This window comes from Paenibacillus sp. P3E (assembly GCF_001909045.1).
Classification (GTDB): Bacteria; Bacillota; Bacilli; order Paenibacillales; family Paenibacillaceae; genus Paenibacillus_AQ; species Paenibacillus_AQ helianthi.
Window position 1 is genome coordinate 127,037 of record NZ_LVWH01000002.1, and the last position, 21,844, is coordinate 148,880.

Below are 21,844 nucleotides of genomic sequence, written 5' to 3' on the forward strand. Positions count from 1 at the left end.
GCGTAAGGAAATACTTGGAGGAAGAGGAGGGGTTATACGTTGGATGCCCAAATTAATCTTTCGGTAAAAGTAACCAAAGATCTTATTCAGTCAATTGTGACTATTTGCAGTCTTAGCGAGCAGGAGATTTTGCACCATACGGAGCTGGAAAAGTACGGATTTGATTCCATAACCCTGACGGAGTTGACGAATAATCTGAATAAGAAGCTGGGACTTAAGCTTACACCGGCTCTTTTTTTTGAAATGAAAGAAATCACTGTACATTCTATTGCACAGCAGCTCTGTGCCAAGTATCCGCAGGAGCTGGCGGTATGCTATTCCGAGCCTTCAGGGTCTGCCAAATCTTCAAACCTTGGAAGCAAGGACATTGCCGCAGAGCCGGAGCTTGTATTCCGTAAAACGCAACCGTCGGCTGCAAGCTCTGCGGGAGAAGCGCTGAAAGACAGCGGCTTCGTGCCGGTCAATACCGCCAAGGCGGTGAACCCTTTCCGAACAGCTGCCCGTGTAACCGGCTTGCGGGAGGAGCCGCTTGCCTCACAGTCGGCCGGTGGCGATCTGCCCGAAGAGGCCCGGCCGGCGCCGGCTTTGAACGAAAGGGTTACAATGGATGAACCGCAACCTTGTGGGGCGGTTGCAATCATTGGCATCGGAGGGGTGATGCCCCAATCCGACAATCTGGAGGAATTCTGGGACCATCTCGTCAAGGGGAATGATCTTATAACGGAAATTCCTTCGGAACGTTGGGATTGGCAGGCATTTTACGGCGATCCGATGAAGGAAACGAACAAATCGCAATGCAAATGGGGCGGCTTCCTTAAGGATGCTGCCTCTTTTGACCCTCTCTTCTTCAGGATGTCGCCGAATGAAGCGCTGCTGCTTGATCCTCAGCAGCGCAAGTTTCTTGAAACGGTGTGGCAGACCATCGAAGATGCGGGCTATAGCCCGTCGTCGCTGGCCGGCAGCCAGACCGGGGTTTTCGTCGGTGTTACCAACAATGAATACACCGATTTGATTGCAGAGTCGGGACTTCCTGTGGATGCGCATTCGATCGTATCGAATGCGCACTTTCTGATTGCCAACCGGACCTCCTATATTTTCGATTTCCATGGTCCCAGCGAGGCGGTGGACACCGCATGCTCCAGCTCGGCGGTGGCTCTTCACCGGGCCGTAATGTCCTTGCAGGCCGGCGAATGCAGGCTTGCAGTGGCAGGAGGAGTAAATTTATTGGCCTCTCCACGCAGTATGGCAGCCTTTGACAAGGCAGGGATGCTCAGCAAGTCAGGACGCTGCAGTACCTTCAACAAGCAGGCAGACGGCTTTGTCCGGGGGGAAGGCATCGGGGCGCTGCTGTTGAAGCCGCTGGCCCAGGCGGAAGCGGACCGTGACCTGATTTATGCTGTAATCAGGGGAACCGCCGTCAATCATAGCGGACGGTCCAAGTCATTTACAGCGCCCAATCCAAGCGGGCAGGCCGCAGTGATTAAAGAGGCGGTTGCCAGGGGCGGTATTGATCCGTCTGCCGTTTCCTATATCGAGGTTCACGGCACAGCGACCACGCTGGGCGATACCGTGGAGCTGGAGGGGATCAAGAATGCATTCGCGGAGCTGGGCAAGCAGCAGGGGACACCAACTGTGCCTGCACCCGCATGCGGCTTGGGCTCGGTTAAATCCAACGCCGGACATCTGGAGGCGGCATCAGGGATGGCCAGTCTGCTGAAGGTAATCTTGGCGCTCAGAGCCAAGGAGCTGCCGCCCAGCATTCATTGCGGTGAATTAAACCCGTTTATCCAACTGGACGATAGCCCGTTCTACATTGTTCGCGAGAGACAGGAGTGGCGGCAGCCGGTGGATGCAAGCAACCGGAAGCTTCCACGTGTGGCCGGTATCAATGTGTTCGGCGCGGGAGGGGTTAACGCCCACATCATTATCGGGGAATACGAACAGCCGGCTTCGCCGGAGCCTGCGGGTACGGACGAACCGGTCGTGATGGTATTCTCGGCCAAAACTAAAGACAGCTTGCGGGAGATTGTGAAGGCCACGGCAGCATTTGCTGAGGACGATCACCGTTTTGAGCTTCGGAATGCCGCCTACACCTTGCAGACGGGCCGTGACGAGATGGAGGAGCGAGTTGCTTTTGTGATTCAAACCGCCGAGGAATTTGTGGAGAAGGCCCGGCTCTATGCAAGCGGACAAGCGCCCGAAAGCGAGGACGGCATCTTTGAGACGGCGCCTCCAACGGTCAAGCAAGGCATTTGCGATTTAATGAGCCAGGATGCAACCAGCCGCTTGTATGTCGATATGCTTCTGCAGAGCAAGCAATGGTTCACCATTGCCAAGTTATGGGTGAACGGTGTTTCTGTAGAGTGGGCGAAGCTCCACCCGGCAGGAGCCAGATCCCGGTTGCGCCTCCCGACCTACAGGTTTGCGAAGCAGCGGTATTGGATAGCCCGGTCAGGGGAGCTTAACCGGAGCCGGGAGGGAGTGCCTTCTGCTTCAGGGGAGACGGAGAAGCGCTCAACGTTCACTGTCCAGGAATCCATCGGGCCGGAGGAAGCCGCCAGCCGGTATTTCGGGGACAGAATCAGCTCCATGCTGGGAATCCGTCCGGAGGAGCTTCGCATGGACAAGGAGCTGCAGGAATTCGGCTTCGATTCCATCATGGCAATGAAATTCAAATATGAGGTGGAGAATGAGTTGGGGCTGACGCTTCCGATGGAGGTGTTGGGAGAGAGCCGCTGTATCAAGGATCTGGCGGCGCGCATCGTATCCGATCCCGGACAGGAGGAGCTGCGGAAGGCGATCACAGGCACCTGCCCGGAGCCCGAGATCGAATCTTTAGAAACGGAACAGCTGGATGCTTTGTTCGAATCTTTGAACCGGAAGCTTCACGGCGAGACGGTGCTTCCTTAAGGAGACGGTCCTCCCGCCTTCGCATACATGTCTTGCAGTGAGCCTTTCACTCTGGAAGGAGAGAAACCATGCTAAACCACAATCAGTTTGTCCAACTATCCGACAAGGAGAAAAGGGAAGTTCTGCAACGAATGCAGCAGCTTGTACAGGATAAAGAGCTTCATGAGGATTCCGGTTCACCGGTCCGGAATGAGGCTGCGGGATCGGACCGGGAGCGCTACCGCCCGTTTCCGTTGTCGGATATGCAGGAATCATTTTCGGTGGGCAAGTTTTTCGGGGGAACGACCGATCGTGTGGGCTGCCATATCTATTTCGAGCTGGAGGAATACGATCTGGATATCTCCGCCTTGACCTCTGCCTGGAACCGGTTGATTACGTATCATGAGATGTTGAGGACCGTCGTATTGGCCAACCGGTCCCAGCAGCTTCTGGAACAGGTTCCCGAATATGTGCCGGAGGTATATGACTTAACCGGCAAGGATCAGGGGGAGGTTGACCGCCGGATCGGGGAGATCAGGCAGCGCATGTCCCACAAGCTGTACGGCACGGGCGAATGGCCTTTGTTTGAAATAGGTGTGTCCCGGCTGGACCAGGGCCGGCATATCATTCACTTTAGCATTGATGAGTGGCTGGTCGATGGCTTCAGCATGGCGACATTGTTCAAGCAGTGGTACCGGCTGTACCGAGAACCGTCCTGTGAGCTGCCGCCGCTGCAGTTCACGTTTCGTGAATATATGTTGTATCAGCGTAATCAGGAGGGGTCTCCCCGATACAAGCGCGATTTGGCCTACTGGATGAAGAAGTATGCCGAGGTGCCAAGCGGTCCTTCTCTTCCCTATGCCCTGAACCCTGCCAAGCCGACTGAGCAGCCTTACTATGAGCGTAGGCGCTATCAGCATGTAGTCGGCAAGGAAGACTGGACACGGCTCAAACATATTTCCCAGGACATAGGCATTTCGCAAACGGCACTGCTCATCCTGTGCTTCAGCGAGCTGCTGTCGTATTGGAGCGGAGATGATGCTTTTTCTATCATCCTTACGTACTTTAACCGGCCGCCCGTTCATCCGCAGATTGACCAGGTTGTCGGTCCTTTTGTATCCACCAACATTTTCACGATCGAACAGATCCGCCGGCTATCGATCAAAGCTAAAGCAAAGGGCTATCAACAAAAACTGTGGGAGGATCTTGACCACAGCAGTGTGAGCGGAATTCGGGCCTTGCGGGAGCTGCGGGTGCGCAGCAAGCAAGCCCCCGCTCTGTCCATTCCGGTTGTATTCACCAGCATGCTGAACAATGCGGGGCGGGCGGCGGAGGACAGCTGGCTGGCCAAGACAGTGTATTCGATCTCCCAGACACCGCAGGTCTGTCTGGACCACCAGGCCTATGAGCAGGATGGTCGGCTGACCGTGATGTGGGATGTTGTGGAGCAATATTTTCAACCGGGGACTGTAGCCCGCATGTTCGCCGATTACGTGAATATTATCGGGCAGCTCGCGAGCGGGGAGATCTGGGACCAGATTTCCTTGAAGGACAAGCTTCCGGCACCGCAGCTGCTTGCCGCAGGAACATCTCCGGCGGGAAGATATGATAAATTCCGGCTGTCCGATATGCAGCAGGCGCAATTATTCGGACGTCTGAACCATAAGACGGGCTGCCGGATGTACCAGGAATTTGATTTGGAGGGGCTTGATATTGCCCGCCTCCAGCAAGCCTGGAACCGTGTGGTCGGAGCCCATGATATGCTGCGGGCCGTCGTTCACGAGAACGGCACGCAGCAGGTATTGGAATCGGTGCCGGAGTATGTGGTTTCTGTTGAATCCTATCGGCAGTCGAATGAAGAAGTGGACCCTCGGGCAGCAGAAAGGATACGGCAGGACAAGCAGCAAATGCAGTTTCCCTTGAACCAGTGGCCCTTGTTCGATCTGTCGGTTTCGATGTGGAAAGGGAACAAGGCGCGGATTCATTTGACCATCGATGCATTGATCGCAGATGGGAACAGCATTGCTATGCTATATCATGACCTATTCAAGCTGTATGAGACTCCCGAAGCTTCCCTGGAGGAAGCCGGGTTAACTTACCGTGATTATCTGGAGGAAGCCGGCCGTTTCCGCAAATCGGACGAGGGCAAGGCGATGGCGGCATACTGGAAGGAGAAAATGAAGGATCTGCCTTCCGGCCCCGTGCTCCCCTATGCTGTCGGCGGCGGAACGGCAAACGGACACCGCCGGCTGGAGGGGAGAATCCACAACTGGGCGGGGTTCAAGCGAAAGGCAGCGGAACTGTCCATTGAGCCCGGAATTCTGTTGTTCGCCGCCTATGCTCAAGTGCTGGAGGAGCAGAGCAAACAGGAGCCCTTCACCGTCGTATTCGTCGATTGGAGCCGTCCGGCGGTTCATCCGGATATTCAACGGATCGTCGGTGACTTCACCTCGCTCAGCTGGGTTGTGATCCGCCCTTCCGGTCTGTCTTTTGCCGAGAGGGCCCTCAGCTTGCAAGAGAGCATCCGCAAGGACTTGGCCTGCGGTGCCGTCAGCGGCTTGGGAGAGCTGCGCAAGAAGCTGATGCTTGCTTCACCGGCTGCTCCGCTCAGCTTCCCGGTCGTATTTACTAACAGCATTGCAGGCGGAGCCTTGCCGCTGCCGCCGGAGGTGGCGGCCGGGTTCGGGCAATCCGCTACCCCCGGTGTCTATTTGGACAACATGAGCCTTGAGCGCGAGGATTCCCTCTGGGTCCAGTGGGATTACGATGCATCCATGCTGCCGCCGGAAATAGCGGAGAGCATGTTCGAGCGGTACCACGGCTTGCTGACCGACCTGGCCCATGATCCCGATCTGTGGGGGGCGGATTACGTTAACCGGCTGCCTGAGTCTACCGGCTGCATCCACTCGCTATTCGAGAAGCAGGCGGCGAGAAATCCTGATGCCGTGGCCCTTACCTTCAACGGATTGCAGATGACGTATGGGGAGCTGGACAAGCGGGCGAACCGGCTGGCGCATTATTTGCGCAAGCAGGGTGCAGGGCCAGAGGTAATGATCGGATTGTGCTTGGAGCGTTCCTTCGAACTGCTGATCGGCATTCTGGCTATCCTTAAAAGTGGAGGGGCCTACATACCCTTGGACCCTCACAGTCCCAAGGAACGGCTGGCTCTCATTATCGAGGATGCCAATCTGCCGCTTATTGTTACCCGGACCGGGCAGCTGTCCGAGCTGCCTAAACCGGATCAGGCCCGGTTCATCTGTCTGGACCTTATTGAGGAGGAGCTTGCCGTAGAGGATGACCGCAATCCGGACAGCGGTGCGCACGGCGATAACGTATCTTATGTCATCTATACGTCCGGCTCCACCGGCAAGCCCAAGGGAGCTCTGATCCCCCACTCCAACGTAGTCCGCCTGTTCTCTTCGAGTGAGGCTTGGTTCGGATTCGGGGAGAATGATGTCTGGACGCTGTTTCACTCGTATGCGTTTGATTTTTCCGTATGGGAAATCTGGGGGGCGCTGCTTCACGGCGGACGTCTGGTGATTGTTCCTTACGCGGTCAGCCGTTCCTTCGATGAGTTCTACCGGCTGGTTGCTGCCGAAGGGGTTACGGTGCTTAATCAGACGCCGACCGCCTTTAAGCAATTTATGCTGACTGAAGACCGGCTGGAGCATCCGGCAGTCTTGTCGCTCCGGTATGTCATCTTCGGAGGGGAGGCGCTTAACCCGCAGAGCCTGGCACCTTGGATTCAGCGGCACGGCGACCGGGAACCGGAGCTAATCAATATGTACGGCATTACGGAGACCACGGTACATGTTACCTACCGGCCGATAACCGGCGCTGATCTTGTCTCCAAAACCAGTGTCATCGGCACTCCTATCCCCGACTTACAGCTGTACATATTGGATGCCAAGCTGCGCCAGGTGCCATCAGGGACTCCGGGGGAACTGTATGTAGGAGGCAAGGGGCTGGCCAGAGGGTACTTGAACCGACCGAAACTGACTGCAGAGCGGTTTATTCCGAACCCGTTCTCCGGGGAGCCGGGCAGCCGGTTGTATAAGACCGGGGATGCCGCATTGCGTCTGCCTGGCGGCGATGTGGAATATCTCGGCCGTCTGGATCTGCAAGTGAAGGTGCGCGGCTTCCGGATCGAGCTGGGTGAGATCGAAACGGCGCTGCTCCGGATGAACGGGATTCGGCAGGCGGTTGTGGCTGTGCAGGACAAGGATACCGACGATCCCAAGGTTGTCGCCTACGTCATTGGCGCCAACCGGGAGGAGCTGACTGCCAAGGAAGTCCGGCAGCATGTAAGAGGACTCCTGCCGGATTATATGGTGCCTAACGTTATTGCCCGGATCGCTGAGCTTCCGTTGACAGAGAACGGCAAGCTGGACCGGGAGGCTCTGCCATGGCCGCTTCCGGCCGTAGAGGCGGAGCGGCCTGCCGGGAATGGCAGTGCCGACTATCAAGGATTGGTCAGCAGTCTGATCGACATCTTCCGTGAAGCGCTGGACACCGGGGATGCGGTAACGGCGGAGGATGATATTTTTGATCTCGGGGCAACCTCGTTGACACTCATGACGGCCAATCAGCGGATTGCGGACCGGTATGAAGTCAGCGTCCCCATCGAAATCTATTTCTCCAATCCGGCTATCCGGGATATCGCGGCTTATATACACGGTCATGCGGCAGGCGGAAATCCCGCCGACATTGAAGCCAAGGGAGAGACGTCCGCAAGCCGGATCGGCTTGACGGAGGAGCTTCTTGGAATGTTCAAGGAGGCGCTGGAAACGGAGGAGGACATTCAGGCATCCGACGATTTGTTCGATATAGGCACCACCTCGCTGACAATTATGACAGTAAGCCGGATGGTGGAAGAGAAATACAAGGTCACGATCCCGGTGGATCTGTTCTTCCGCTCGCCTACAATTGAGGAAGTTGCCAAGTTTATTGCAGGTGAGGCGATGACGGACGCTTCCGGCTCTTCCCTTCCGGCATTGGGAGCTGCCGGAGTTGCTGGAGCTGCCGGAAGGGAAGCAGCGGCTTCTGCACTGGCCTTGGATGAGAAACCGGTACAGACCGTACAGCTGCAGGCTCCGCCGTTCAAAAAGATCTTTTACCGCTTCGCATCAAGCAAACACCGCTTTGTGCAGAAGCCGATATCATTTGTTGTTTTTTCCGCTTTCCTTGCACTGCTGAAGATGGAGAAGGTGAAGGGTGACAGCAAATTCCTGTATCCTTCGGCCGGCGGACGCAATGGTGTTCAGGCGTATGTATATATCAAGGAAGGCGGCATAGAAGGTCTGGCCGGCGGCTTGTATTATTACCATCCGCTGACGCATGAACTGTATTTAATCAGCAGCCCGCTCATGATCGATTCCTCTGTCCATATGGAGTTGAACCGGTCTGTGTTTGAGCAATCCGCTTTCAGCATCTTCTTCATCGCCCAGCTAAATGCACTGCGGCCGGTGTACGTGGATTACAGCGAGAGTCTGGCCAAGCTGGATGCCGGATACATGGCGCAGCTGCTGGTGAACAGACAGCACGAATTCAATATCGGGCTGTACCCGGCCATCGGGCTTGATTTTGAGCGCATTGCCGACAGCTTCCGGCTGGACGACGGCAACCGGTACATCTTCTCTCTTATGGGCGGTTACTATGATTATCGGGCCGAGGATGGTCCGCTGTTCGATGAAGCGGCATTGGTGCAGACCTTGAGGGACAGCCGCCTTGACATTGCCGGACATTTCAGAACGCGTCCCGTATACGAGACGGCGGCGGATATTCTCCGCATCCAGCGTGAGCGGAAGTTTAATATTCTAAGCCGCAAAGAGCTTGTTCAGCTTACGCGGGAACAGCCTCATATCCGCAGATTCCATGAAGACGATCAGCGGATTGCGCTGGCTCCGCACGAATGGGACTCGTCCCATTACATCCTTCGCGCCAGCAGACGGCATTATATAGATGCCTCTGTTTCCTTCCGCCAGTTCAGCAAATGGCTGTCCACGCTTGGCACGGAAGAGATTGATTCGGTGGAGAAGGGGCTGTACACGCCTCCCGGCGGTGTCTCCGGTCTAAAGATATACATCTATGCCAAAGAGAACGGTGTAGAGACGCTTCAGGAGGGGATATACGAATACAATCGGAGTAAGAATGCTTTAACCATGATTCACGCCGGCTTATCCGAGCCGATTCGCGCCTGCCACACCCCCTTCAATATCAAAATCAGTGTGGAAGCCAAGTTCTTCATCTTCCTGGTCGGCAATTTGTCGGAGAGCCGTCTTCTCCTTGGAGAGGGCTGCACGGCTTATGCACAGCTGGAATCCGGGATGATCGGACAGGTATTGATGGACAGACAGGCGGAATGCGGAATCGGAACGGTGCCAATCGGCGGAATGGACTTCGGCAAGATTGCCCGCGATTTCGGGGCCAGGGATGAGGATATCTATATTCACAGCTTCATGTGCGGCTCCGTGGAATTCGAAGAGGAGAGGGACCCAGGATATGTCCTGGAGGAGAACGGGGCGGCGCCGAATCTGCTGACAGAGAAGCAGCCGCAGCATAAACTAGCGGAATCTCCCGTTCGGACGGCAGAACATTTGGAGTTGCCTCTCCAGCAGGCCGAGCGTCCGAAACTGCCCGTCCAGCAGGGCAAGCTGCATTTTCCGTTGTCGCTGGGACAGCAATCGTTGTTCTTTGTACATTGCTCTTATCCGGAGAGTGCCGCGTACAATACGGCTTACCATGTCAGAATCCGGACTCCGCTGCACCTTGATCTGTTCAAGCGGGCGCTGGAGTTTCTCGTCTTCAAGCATCCGCTGCTCCGGACGACCTTTGCTGTTATCGAAGGGGAAGAGACGCAGATTGTACACGAACAATATGATCCTCCCATCGAGCTGATCGATGCCTCCGGATGGGATGAAGCGCGGCTGACCGCCGAAAATATCAAGGAGTACCGTGTTCCGTTCACTTTGACGGAGCGGCCGGGCTTCCGCGTAGTTCTATTCCGCATTACGGATAACGATCATGTGCTGCTGTTTAATATCCATCACATCATCACGGATTTCACCTCCACAGGTCTGATGATTCAGGATTTGTGGACGTTCTACGGCAAGCTGATGGATGACCCGGGGACTGTGCCTGTGACTGGGCCGGATATGCGTTACTTCGATTATATTGCCTGGCAGAGAACGGAACTGGAGGGCGAAGAGGGGAAGAGGATGTGGACGTACTGGGAATCGCAGTTAGGCGGCGATCTTCCCGTGCTTAACTTGCCGACGGATCGTCCCCGTCCGCCTGTCCAGACCACCAGTGGGGCAACCCTGAATTTTAGCATCGACAAGGCATTGACGGACGAGCTTGTGAAATTTTCGCGCAAGGAAAAGAAAACATTGTACACGGTGGCATTAACCGCCTTCCAGGTGCTGCTCCACCGTTATTCCGGGCAGGAGGATGTGCTTGTCGGGACGACGGCTTCAGCCAGAGGCCCGCTCCGCTTTCAGGATGCCTCGGGTTATTTCATTAACCCGCTTGTCATCCGGGCGGATCTGTCAGGCGGACCGACCTTCAGGGAAGCGCTTGAACGGATCAGCCAGACGCTGTATTCGGCTCTGGACAACCAGAACTATCCGTTCTCGCTGATGGTCAAGCAGTTGAAGCCGGTAAGGGATCTCAGCCGGTCTCCCGTATTTCAGGTTACCTTCCAACTGCTGAGCCAGAATATGACCGCCAAGATGAACGGCGGAGACGGGACCGTCGAACGTTATGAAATCCCCCAGCAGGAAGGCCAGTTTGATCTGGAGCTGGAATTGCTGGAGGGAACGGACGGAATGAAGGGCAGATTGGCCTACAACAAGGACTTATGGCATGAGAACACGATGGAGCGATTCCAGGCGCATCTTGTTAATCTGCTGCGGGAAATCGTCGCCGATCCGGATCGGAAGCTGCTGTCTTACGATTTTCTCGGACAAGAGGAGAAGCAGCTTCTTCTGGAGACATGGAATGACGGGACCAGGGACTATCCCCGTAATCAGTCCATACACGGGCTGTTTGAGCAGCAGGTGGAACAACATCAACATGAGCTTGCCGTTACCGCACGGGGAGCAGGCGGCCAATCTGCATCGATCACCTATGGGGAGCTAAATGCACGGGCTAACCGGTTGGCACACTTCCTGCGCTCCATCAGCACGAAGCAAGGCGGAGTAGTGGGAATCTGCCTGGAGAAATCGATGGAGACGGTCGTATCCGTGCTTGCCGTCTTCAAAGCGGGCTGCGCCTACGTGCCGATTGACCCCGCTTATCCGCGGGAGCGGATCGGATTTATAACCGCAGACGCCAATGCCGGAATCATTATAACCACCTCCGATATGGAGCCGAGCTTCGATGCGCAGCAGTCCACCATCATCTGTCTAGATTCAATGCAGGACCAACTGGACCGCTGCAGGGACGACAACCCCGGCGATCCGCCGCAGTCCGAGAGTCTGGCCTATGTGATCTACACCTCCGGCTCAACGGGAACGCCCAAAGGTGTAGGCATTACGCATGGCAGTGCTGTCAACATTTTCTGCGGATATCGGGATGTTTACTTACTTGAGAAGAACAACAGGATTCATTTGCAGATGGCGGCCTTCACGTTCGACGTATTTATTGGCGATCTGATGCGGGCGCTCTGTTCAGGCGGCCGGCTGGTGCTCTGCCCAAGGGAAAGCGTAATAGATCCTGTCCAGCTGCACCGTCTGATCGTTGAAGAGGGCATTCATATTGCAGAATTTGTGCCGGCGGTGATGCGGCATCTGGTTCAATACATGAAGAATGCAGGCATAATGCTGGATACCATGCAGACCGTGATCATAAGCTCTGACAGCTGGAATATGAAGGATTTGCAGGAGTTCCGCCGTTATTTCGCCAAGGGTACACGGTTTATCAACGCCTATGGGGTGACAGAGGTTACCATTGACAGTACCTATGTGGATTGCGCGGAGCTGGATTCCGACAATCAGGGCTTTGTCCCCATCGGCAGGCCCTTCCCGAATACCGACATCTACATTGTGGACCCGGAACTGAAGCCGGTTCCCATTGGTGTAGCGGGTGAGCTCTGTATTGGCGGCAAGGGAGTTGCGGCAGGTTATCTGAACCGGCCGAAGCTGAACGCCGAGAAATTCGTCGCGAACCCGTTCAGAGAGGGCGGTAATGAGCGGATGTACCGTTCGGGCGATATGGCGCGGTACTTGCCGGACGGCAGCATTGAATTTCTGGGCAGAGCGGACTACCAGGTGAAGGTGCGCGGCCTGCGGATTGAAGTGGGCGAGATTGAGGAGGTGCTTGCGCGTCATCCCTCCGTCGGGGCCGCGGTTGTGCTTGCGAAGCAGGATCAGACAGGCGAGAGCATCCTGATCGGTTACTATACAGAGAACGGGCCAAGCAATCTGCCGCTCGACGAATTACAGGATTATGCGCGGAGCAAGCTCCCGGAATACATGGTGCCGACGATCTTTATCCGGCTTGACGCCTTCCCGTTGACCAGCAACGGCAAGATCGACCGCAAGGCTCTGCCGGCGCCGGACTTGGCATTGAAGGTATCCATGCGCGATATCGTCCAGCCGGCAACTGAAACGGAGCGGCGGATGGTTGCAATCTGGCAGCGGGTTCTTCAGTTGGAGAACCTCGGTGTTACGAACGACTTTTTTCTGGTCGGCGGCCATTCATTCCTGGCGATCAAGCTGCTTGACGAGCTGAAGCGGGAGCTGCGGGCGGATATTTCCCTGATGGAATTTTTGGAGAATCCGAACATTCGCGAAATGGCCCGACGGTTTGACAAGGAGGACGAACATGTAGACGAAGTGGAAGAAGCATGGGCCGGCAGTCTGGAGGCAGAGGCCATACAGGCAGAGGTGGCTTATCCGGAGTGGGACAGACCGCGGAACATCCTGCTGACCGGTGCGACGGGACATCTGGGAATATATCTGCTGGTGAACCTTCTTGAATTGCATGAGACGGCGGTGGTCCATTGTCTGATTCGCGCGAAGAATGTGGCTGAAGCCCGTGACAGGCTGGAACGTACGCTCCGGAAGCATCTGCTCTGGCGGGAGAAGCTGCTTGACAGAGTGATTCCTGTGGTTGGAGATTTGGAGCAGCCGCTGCTGGGGCTTGCCAGCGATCAATATGACGAACTGGCGCGCAAGATCGACCTCATCTTCCATAATGGCGCATATGTAAATTTTGCTTATCCGTACCAGGTGCTGAAGAAGGCCAATGTGAACGGAACAGCGGAGGTGCTGAAGCTGGCCGCCCAATCCAGAATCAAGCCGGTACATTACATTTCTACCACCTCCGTCTTTGAGAATACCGAAGCAAGATCCGGCATGTTTCAACGTGACATCGTGATCGGCGACAATGCGGAGCTGGTTCACAACAGGAAGCTGGACCAGACGCTCGGATATACCCAGAGTAAATGGGTGGCGGAGAAGCTGGTGCAGCGGGCCAGAGAGCAGGGAATGCTAGTTACCATTTACAGACCCGACATCATCTCGGGACATAGCCGGACCGGCATCTGGAACAACAATGACTTTGCAGCCAAAACATTGCAAAGCATCGCAGAAGCGGGAATAATCCCCAAAGGACGTTTCAAATTCAACTGGCTGCCGGTGGAGCAGGCAAGTCAGGCGATCGTGCGGCTATCGAGCCTCCCGAAATGTCTGAACCGCAATTTTAATGTCGCCTCCCCGTATTCCTTCGAGCTGCGTGACTTGGCGGAATGGCTGACCGAAGCCGGATTCCCGGTTAAGGAATTGCCCTTCCACACATGGAGAAGACAGATGGAAGAGCTCCAAGCGAAGGCAAGCGTCTCTGGACAAATCCCAGACGAAGTATGGAAGGCCGCTGATAGTCAAGACTCGCGGGCAGTGCATGTCTATGATCTGAAGAATCTGAAGATCGGCCTTAGAGAGACGGACATCAGCTTCGAACCGATCGGCAAGGAACACATCCGTAAATACGTGGAATACTTTGTGCAGAATGGCTATTTGAAGAAAAAATAATAGATATGAAAAAGTAATAATCGCCAATAAATGGCGATTATTACTTTTTTTGTAGTGAATATGGCGAAGGGAGCGATTATAGTGATTCATGAAGAGCTCGAATCAAATGTAAAATCGTATTGCCGGTCATTCCCAACTACTTTTGGCAAAGCCAAAGGCTCCATTCTTTACTCCTCCGACGACAGACCGTACATTGATTTTTTTGCCGGAGCGGGTGCCCTCAATTACGGGCACAATCACCCTTACATCAAAGAGCGTCTAATCGCGTATTTGCAGGAGGACAGCATCATTCACGGCCTGGATATGTACACAGAGGCCAAGCAGCAGTTTATGACGGATTTCCAGGAACATATCTTAAGCCCCCGTGGAATGGAATACAAGCTGCAATTCTGCGGGCCGACAGGCACCAATGCAGTGGAGGCCGCCATGAAGATAGCCCGTAAGGTCACCCAACGCGCAGGCATCATCTCGTTCATGGGCGGGTTTCACGGGATGTCCCTCGGAAGCTTGGCGGCGACGAGCAATCGCTCTTCCCGTGCAGGTGCAGGTATGCCGCTGCACAATGTGACCTTCATTCCTTACTGCGACGGGTATCTCAAAAATTTCGATACTCTGGGCTACTTGGAGGCACTGCTCTCGGATACCCATTCCGGCGTGGAGAAGCCGGCTGCCGTTATCATCGAGACGGTGCAGGCGGAAGGGGGAATTTATGTTGCTCCTGCGCAGTGGCTGGAACAGCTGGCTGCGCTCTGCAAACAGCACGATGTGCTGCTGATCGTCGATGACATTCAGGTAGGCTGCGGCAGAACAGGATCATTCTTTTCCTTTGAACGCACGAATGTGCAGCCCGATCTAATCGTATTGTCCAAATCGATCAGCGGTTATGGACTGCCTATGTCTTTGCTGCTGCTGAAGCCGGAGCTGGATGTCTGGAGTCCGGGCGAGCACAATGGAACCTTCCGCGGGAATCAGATGGCCTTTGTTGGGGCTTCGGCTGCATTGGAATTGCGAAGCAACGAGAATTTAGATCAATCTGTATTGCAGAAGGGGGCTATCATCGAAAATTTCCTGCGCAATGAGATCAAACCTTTGATTCCGGAGGTAGACATACGCGGGATTGGACTGATATGGGGAATAGATTTCGGAGGCTGCGCTGATCCGATGAGTGCAGAGCGTGTAGCCAAAGCCTGCTTCCAGGCCGGGTTGATCATTGAGCGGGTCGGACGCAATGATACCGTTCTGAAGATCATGCCGCCTCTGATGATTGAACAGGATTTGCTGCTGCAAGGCTGCGAGATTATCAAGCAAACCATCCGATCGATCGCTTCGGGAGAACCTTTGGCCTCTTCTATTCTTTGAGAAATGCAAGTTGATTATTTTATTACTATTAGTGTAACATATGTATGTAATTCAAAAAAATAGGAGATTGGAGCTGGGAATCTATGAGTGAATCTAACAATTCCATAGAGAAAGCGGGGGGCGGACTATCCGAGGAGATATTGAGAGGACCGATTGCTCCCACATCGATCAAGCTGGCTGTGCCGGTCATCATTGGGCAATTAATGCTGCTTGGCTATGGTATAACCAATACGGTGTTCATCTCTATGATCGACAAGTCCTCGACAGCATTAATGACCGGAATCGGGCTGGTCTTTCCGATACATATGTGTTTCCTTGCCATGAGTCTCGGCCTGTTCACCGGGATGAGCTCGATTGTGGCAAGAGGGATCGGTGAGAAGAACAAGCAGGTAACCGACAGGGCGGCGGGTTCAGGCATTTGGCTGGCGATTGGGCTGGCACTACTCTCCATTGCCGTAATCTATCTATTCTCTGACAATATTCTCCCGTTCCTGTCCGGCTCCCAGATGAGTGAGGAAGCACTGAACAACGGGCTGACCTACTTGCACTGGATTCTCCCCGGACTCGGGATGATGCTGGTATTTCAGACGCTTCTGGGCGTGCTGCAGGGCGAAGGTCTATCCAAATATTACGGAATGGCTATGCTGCTCTCCACGGTAGTCAACATTATCCTCGACCCGATCTTTATATTCGGGCTGAATATGGGCGTTGCCGGCGCCGCATTGGCCACCACAATCTCGATCACCGTCTCTCTGTTATTTGTAATCAACCTGTTCCGCAGCAAGAAATCGAGTCTTCCTGTCAACTGGAAAGCCAGACATGTGGAACGTTCGGTAGTTGGCAAGATAGCCTATATCGGTCTGCCGCAGACGCTCAGCATGATCTCTTTGTCGGTTGCAAGCGCAGTTATTAACAATTTAATGGGCTCCATCAGCGAGCATGCAATGAACTCCTGGATCATTGTCGGAAGAATCGACGAGCTGCTTTTGCTGGCAGGCTATGGCTTTGGCAGCGCTGCATTGACCCAGATCGGTCAGAACTATGGCAGTGGAAATATGTCCCGCGTGCTCAGCATTTTCAAGACCAATGTGCTGCTGTCGCTTGCGCTTTGCATCGTGCTTGTTCTTATCTACAACGGCTTGGCGCCGTTTATCTTCTCCATGCTCACGGGAGTATCCGATGTGGTAGAGGGCGCCGTAAGACAGGTGCGGATTGTTTCGTTCTCTTATCTGGGCGTAGTGGCAGCTATTGTAGTTACCAGCTCCTTCCAGGCAACCGGAAGAGCAATGCCGGGGCTCATTCTCGACATTCTGCGCATGGGGCTTCTGACCATTCCTGTGTCGTATATGCTGTTCTATTGGTATGACGCGGGCGCCACCGGTATTTTCTATGCGATGGCGGCGATTAATCTTGTTATGATGGTGTTCGCCTTAGGCTGGTGCTATCTGTATCTTAATAAACTTAAGCAGTCCACAGGTTTGACGGAGGCTATGGCATTCAAATAATAACCCAGCGCATATCAATTGGCCTTGGGTACAACGTCCAGCGGAGGGGAATATGAGATACTTGCATACAGATACGAAGCTCAAAGAGTACTACCGACAGCACGGAGGGATAACTGACCCTGGCGAATGGTCCGCTCTCTATAATGACCTACCCGCCCAGCCCAATGATCTGTGCTTGCTGATTCAAGGCCTGGCAATTGATTTTCAGCATGCAGATCTTTATGGAGTGAAGCTGACGAATAACCGGAAGGAAGAGGTGGAGCTGCGTTATGCCGCCAGGCTGCTGGGCAAGCTCTATGAGCTTCAGCCCGAACCGCTGAACGTGCGCAGGGAACCCAAAGACCGGCTGCTGCTGACTTCACGGGATATCAACGTTATGTTGTGCTCCATGTTGCGCCATCAAGGGATACCAGCGCGTGTGCTGTGCGGCTTCTCCGCTTACCGCACCGACTTCTATCCTGCCCACTGGCTCTGTGAGTATTGGAAAGAAGAGGAGGAGCGCTGGGTGTTGGCGGATGCTTCTCTGGATGAGACGCTTCGCAGCTCCTTGGGACTGTTCTTCGGGCCGGATGGCATTCCGCAGGAGAAGTTTTACCGTTCCGAGGAGGTCTGGACGAAGTGCCGCAAAAACCTGCTCGATGACCGTCTTTTCGGGTATAAGCAGGACACAGGGCTGGGCTTTATCCGGGGCAACCTGATTCGCAACTTTGTATCCCTTAATAAATATGAAGTATCGCCTTGGGATAACTGGTGGGGATTCCGTGCCAGAAAAGATATGAAAAAAGATGATCTCGACCATCTGCAGAAGATAGCGGATATTTTGTCAGTTGGAAATGACGGCTTTGAGGCTATGAGAGCCCTCTTCGAAACAGATGTCTTCCTCTCGTCTCCTGTTCGGACTAAGCTGGATCAGCAGCAAAGCACAACAGAAGACTTGCGCGGGAAGGCTCAAGATACGTCCCGCATCGTAGTCGGCAGCCCCCCGGACAGCTTCCGCAGCTTTGACTCGTCCAAATGGGATACGGGAGAAGAAGTCGTTATAGATCAGCTGGTGATCGAGGGCGCCAAACATCATAATTTGAAAGATGTTCATCTGAAAATACCTAAAAACCGGATGGTTGTCTTCACCGGGCTAAGCGGCAGCGGAAAATCCTCCCTGGTGTTTGATACGATTTATGCCGAGGCGCAGCGCAGGTTTATGGTTGGCATGTCGCCCTATGTTCGCAAATATATGGATAAAGTGGAACGGCCCAAGGTAGATTCCATCCACGGGCTCAGTCCCGCCATTGCCATTGAACAAAAAACATTAAGCAATAACCCCCGCTCCACCGTTGGGACCGTTACGGAGATTTCCAGTTACCTGCGGTTGTTGTATTCGCGGATCGGATTCCGGGAATGTCTGAAATGCGGCACGGCAATACACCCGCAAGGACCTGCGGATATTGCCGCAGCCTTGTACGGCTCTTTGTCCGCACGGGATACATTCCAGCTGTTTGCACCTGTTCTGGTTCAGTATACCGGGGATATAAGTTATACCGTTCAGGATTTGCAGAAGAGAGGCGTAACAGAGCTTCGGGTCAACGGAAGACGGCAGTCTGCGGGTGAGCTGGATGTATCCCAAGCGGTCAAGAGCTGGAATGTTGAGCTAATCGGCGAACGTTTTACTGTTCCCGATAAGTCGGCTGCTTCAGCCGTGGAACGGGAAACGTTCATCCAGCGACTGACCGGCTCCATCCAAGAGCTTCTCAAAGCGGCCAAGTATACCATCTCCGCTGAATCACAGGATGCCGCCTACCTGTTCACAACGAAGATGATCTGTCCTTGTTGTCACTCTAGCTTCCCGGAGCTCAGCTCCCAGCATTTCAGCTTCAATACACCGCTCGGCATGTGCCCGGAATGCAACGGCCTTGGAACGAAGCAGGACATCTCCCCGGAGCTTCTGGTGGATGATCCTAACTTGTCCATTCTTGACGGTGCCCTGAAATGGTTTGGCAACCTGAGGGAAGGCAAGAAGACAACCTGGCCAACAGGCCCGCTGGATGTCGTCTATGCCCACTATGGATTGGATATTGAGAGTCCATGGAAGGATCTCCCTGAATGGTTTCATCGGATTATTTTCTACGGGTCAGGCCAGGAGAAGGTCAAGTTCCAGTCTACGCTGGGCAACAAGGAAACCGCGAAGCCGATCAAAGGGCTTGTGCCGGAGCTGTCCCGTCTGTATTACGAAACGGAATCGGAAGCCTCCAAGAAGAAATACGGCACCTATATGGAGTCTGCGGAATGTCCAGGCTGCGGAGGAACCCGGCTATGCAAGGAAGCAAGGGCGGTCCGGCTCAGAGGCAAGAATATCTCGGAGGTCAGCTCATCCTCCATTGCAGAGATGCTGGAATGGATCAAGGGCGTATATGAATCTCTCGATGCAGACATGCTGGACATCGGAGAAGAGCTGATTATAGAAATCTACAACCGGCTCTCCTTCATGATGAACGTCGGGCTGCACTATCTTACACTGAATCGGACGGCACCAACCTTATCCGGGGGAGAAGGGCAGCGTGTGCGCTTGGCCAGCCATCTGAGCAGCGGCATGGTTGGCGTGCTCTACGTACTGGATGAGCCTTCCATTGGGCTTCATCCACGGGACATTCGCAAGCTGCTGCATACGCTGCTGAAGCTGCGGGATCAAGGCAATACCGTGCTTGTCGTTGAGCATGAGGAAGAAATTATGCGGGAGGCCGATTATTTGGTGGACATCGGGCCGAAGGCAGGGGTGCTGGGCGGAGAAGTGATGGCCGTCGGCTCACCGGTTGAGGTTATGGCCAACCCAAGGTCCATTACCGGGCAATACTTGAATGGAAGCAAGTCGGTTCAAGCCCCGGCAACGTCCAGAAAGCACAAGCCGATTCAGGATTGGCTTGTCCTTGAAGGAGCATCCCATAACAATCTGAGAGATGTAACCGCAAGAATCCCGCTGGGCTCCTTTACTTGCGTGACCGGTGTCAGCGGCAGCGGCAAAAGCAGTCTGATTGGCGAAACCCTGGAACCGCTGCTGGAGAAAATATTGAACGGGAGCGATACCCAGCCGGGACCATACCGGAAAATATCGGGCCTGGATCAGCTGGATAAAGTTATCAATGTCTCCCAAGATCCGATTGGCCGCACGCCACGTTCTAACCCTGCGACCTATACGGACCTGTTCAACAAGATCAGGAAGCTGTTCGCCCAGACTGAACAGGCGGGCGAGATGGGGTTCTCCTACGACAGCTTCAGCTTCAACTCGTCGGCCGGGCAGTGCGAGGTATGCCACGGTCAAGGACAGGTCAAAATTGAGATGCACTTTTTGGCCGATATGTGGATTACGTGCAGCGAATGCAAGGGCAAGCGCTTTAAGCCGGATATTCTCAAAGTGACCTATGATGGAAAAAGCATAGCAGAAGTACTGGAGATGGATGTCAAGGAAGCCGCACAATTTTTCAGCAAGCATAAAGAGATCAAGCGGATTCTCGGTACATTCCAGGATGTCGGGCTGGACTATATTAAACTAGGGCAAAGCGCAACCACGCTTAGCGGAGGCGAAGCGCAAAGAGTCAAGCTGGCCAAGGAGCTTAGTCAAGTCAAGAAGGGGAAGATGATCTATATTCTGGATGAGCCGACCACTGGGCTGCACTTCAATGATATCCAGCATTTGCTCAATATTCTGCACAAGCTTGCAGATGAAGGACATACGGTCATCGTCATCGAGCATGATCTGGATGTAATCAAGACAGCGGATTGGATCGTGGACCTGGGACCGGAAGGCGGTAAGGGCGGTGGCCGGATCATCGCCCAATGTCCGCCGGCTGAGTTGATGCTGGAGCAGGACAGCTATACAGGTCAGGCGTTGCAAGCCAAGCTGAAGAAGTAGAAGAATTGCAACGAGAAGGAGAAGATGTCGTCAACAACATGTATGTGTTGTGTGACGGCATCTTTGTTTGGGGGGGATTTCTATGAACCGGAGCTGCATCGTACATGTAATCAGAACCCGCTATGCGGATTTTATCAACTATTGCTATCTTGTCGAGGAGGTGCAGTCCAAGACGGCGTTCATAGTAGACCCGTCCTGGGAGCTGGAGAAGATACTCCGCAAACTGGAGGAGCTGCAAGTACAACTGCGGGCTGTTTTGTTGACCCATTCTCATTTCGACCACACCAATCTGGTAGAGCCGTTAATCGATTTGTACAATCCGGAAGTCTATATGTCACAGAGAGAAATCAATGACTACCATTACCAATGCAGAAATATTCACGGAGTGCATAACCTGGAGGAGCTTACTCTGGGCAATACCTCAATCCAATGTCTGCTCACACCCGGTCATACATCCGGCGGCATGTGTTATCGAGTGGCGGACTATCTGTTTAGCGGTGACACGCTTTTCAGTGAAGGCTGCGGCTCATGCTTTGGCCAGGGAGGCTCCGCTGACCAGATGTTCGAGAGCATTCAAAAGCTCAGAAGGGCAATTCCGCCCGAGACAATCGTGTTTCCCGGCCACTCTTTCGGCATGGCTCCCGGACAGACGATGCGGACACTGCTGAATCAGAATATTTATTTTCAGTTTACAGAAAGAGAGGATTTTGTGCGATTCCGAATGAGAGGCAATCAGAGCTCATTGCTCAATTTCAAATAGACCACACATTGTTAAGGGAGATGAGAACGTGACGGAACGCAATTCGATCCATCTAATATCGAATCATTCTGCAAACGACGGGCAATTCAGACAGTGTGATTTGGCAATCAGGATCACCTGTCCCTTGTGCGGCAAAGACATGCGCGGTTATGTGCAATGTGCACTTAATATACTTCAGCAGGTTCATTTCCATTCCTGCACCTGCAGCCAGACGGCACAGATGTGCCGAACACTTGAACCGCTGTTCAGAACGGCATCCATCGATGATCTGTATGATGATGGCTTTATCCAACAGGTTGCAGGGCAATTGTCATCCTTCAGTCCGGAGCTGCGTGTTGCAGGGTTAAGCTTTTCCGATAAAATTCTTTACGCATTCTACAATAAATATTTTACATGA

7 protein-coding genes are annotated in these 21,844 nt (G+C 54.0%); all 7 read left to right on the forward strand.

What is annotated here, in order from left to right; translation table 11 throughout:
- Positions 1-39: 39 nt before the first annotated feature.
- The 7 genes from A3842_RS01645 to A3842_RS01675 all read left to right on the forward strand — a co-directional run bounded on the left by A3842_RS01645 (position 40) and on the right by A3842_RS01675 (position 21,844).
- A complete protein-coding gene (locus A3842_RS01645) occupies positions 40-2,910 on the forward strand; it encodes a beta-ketoacyl synthase N-terminal-like domain-containing protein (protein ID WP_074100209.1) in 2,871 nt (956 codons plus the stop codon).
- A 68-nt stretch (positions 2,911-2,978) separates the two neighbouring features.
- Positions 2,979-13,922 carry a non-ribosomal peptide synthetase gene (locus A3842_RS01650; protein WP_074100210.1) on the forward strand — a complete coding sequence of 3,648 codons (10,944 nt, stop codon included), beginning with the start codon at positions 2,979-2,981 and terminating at the stop codon, positions 13,920-13,922.
- A 30-nt stretch (positions 13,923-13,952) separates the two neighbouring features.
- Positions 13,953-15,281: a diaminobutyrate--2-oxoglutarate transaminase gene (gene ectB, locus A3842_RS01655; protein ID WP_371915977.1), complete on the forward strand. Its 1,329-nt coding sequence runs from the start codon at positions 13,953-13,955 to the stop codon at positions 15,279-15,281.
- Between the two features lie 83 nt (positions 15,282-15,364).
- The gene (locus A3842_RS01660) at positions 15,365-16,786 is read left to right on the forward strand and encodes an MATE family efflux transporter (RefSeq protein ID WP_074100211.1); all 1,422 of its coding nucleotides are present in this window, start codon (positions 15,365-15,367) and stop codon (positions 16,784-16,786) included.
- Positions 16,787-16,838: 52 nt separating this feature from the next.
- The gene (uvrA, locus tag A3842_RS01665) at positions 16,839-20,687 is read left to right on the forward strand and encodes an excinuclease ABC subunit UvrA (RefSeq protein ID WP_083609430.1); all 3,849 of its coding nucleotides are present in this window, start codon (positions 16,839-16,841) and stop codon (positions 20,685-20,687) included.
- An 82-nt stretch (positions 20,688-20,769) separates the two neighbouring features.
- Positions 20,770-21,447 carry an MBL fold metallo-hydrolase gene (locus A3842_RS01670; protein WP_074100212.1) on the forward strand — a complete coding sequence of 226 codons (678 nt, stop codon included), beginning with the start codon at positions 20,770-20,772 and terminating at the stop codon, positions 21,445-21,447.
- A 28-nt stretch (positions 21,448-21,475) separates the two neighbouring features.
- On the forward strand, positions 21,476-21,844 hold the full coding sequence (locus tag A3842_RS01675) for a hypothetical protein (RefSeq protein ID WP_074082894.1): 369 nt from the start codon (positions 21,476-21,478) through the stop codon (positions 21,842-21,844).

Excerpts from the sequence above, each read along its gene's own strand:
- ectB (WP_371915977.1), top strand. The coding sequence starts at position 13,953 with ATGGCGATTATTACTTTTTTTGTAGTGAATATGGCGAAGGGAGCGATT.
- A3842_RS01660 (WP_074100211.1), top strand. The coding sequence starts at position 15,365 with ATGAGTGAATCTAACAATTCCATAGAGAAAGCGGGGGGCGGACTATCC.
- uvrA (WP_083609430.1), top strand. The coding sequence starts at position 16,839 with ATGAGATACTTGCATACAGATACGAAGCTCAAAGAGTACTACCGACAG.
- A3842_RS01670 (WP_074100212.1), top strand. The coding sequence starts at position 20,770 with ATGAACCGGAGCTGCATCGTACATGTAATCAGAACCCGCTATGCGGAT.
- A3842_RS01650 (WP_074100210.1), top strand. The coding sequence starts at position 2,979 with ATGCTAAACCACAATCAGTTTGTCCAACTATCCGACAAGGAGAAAAGG.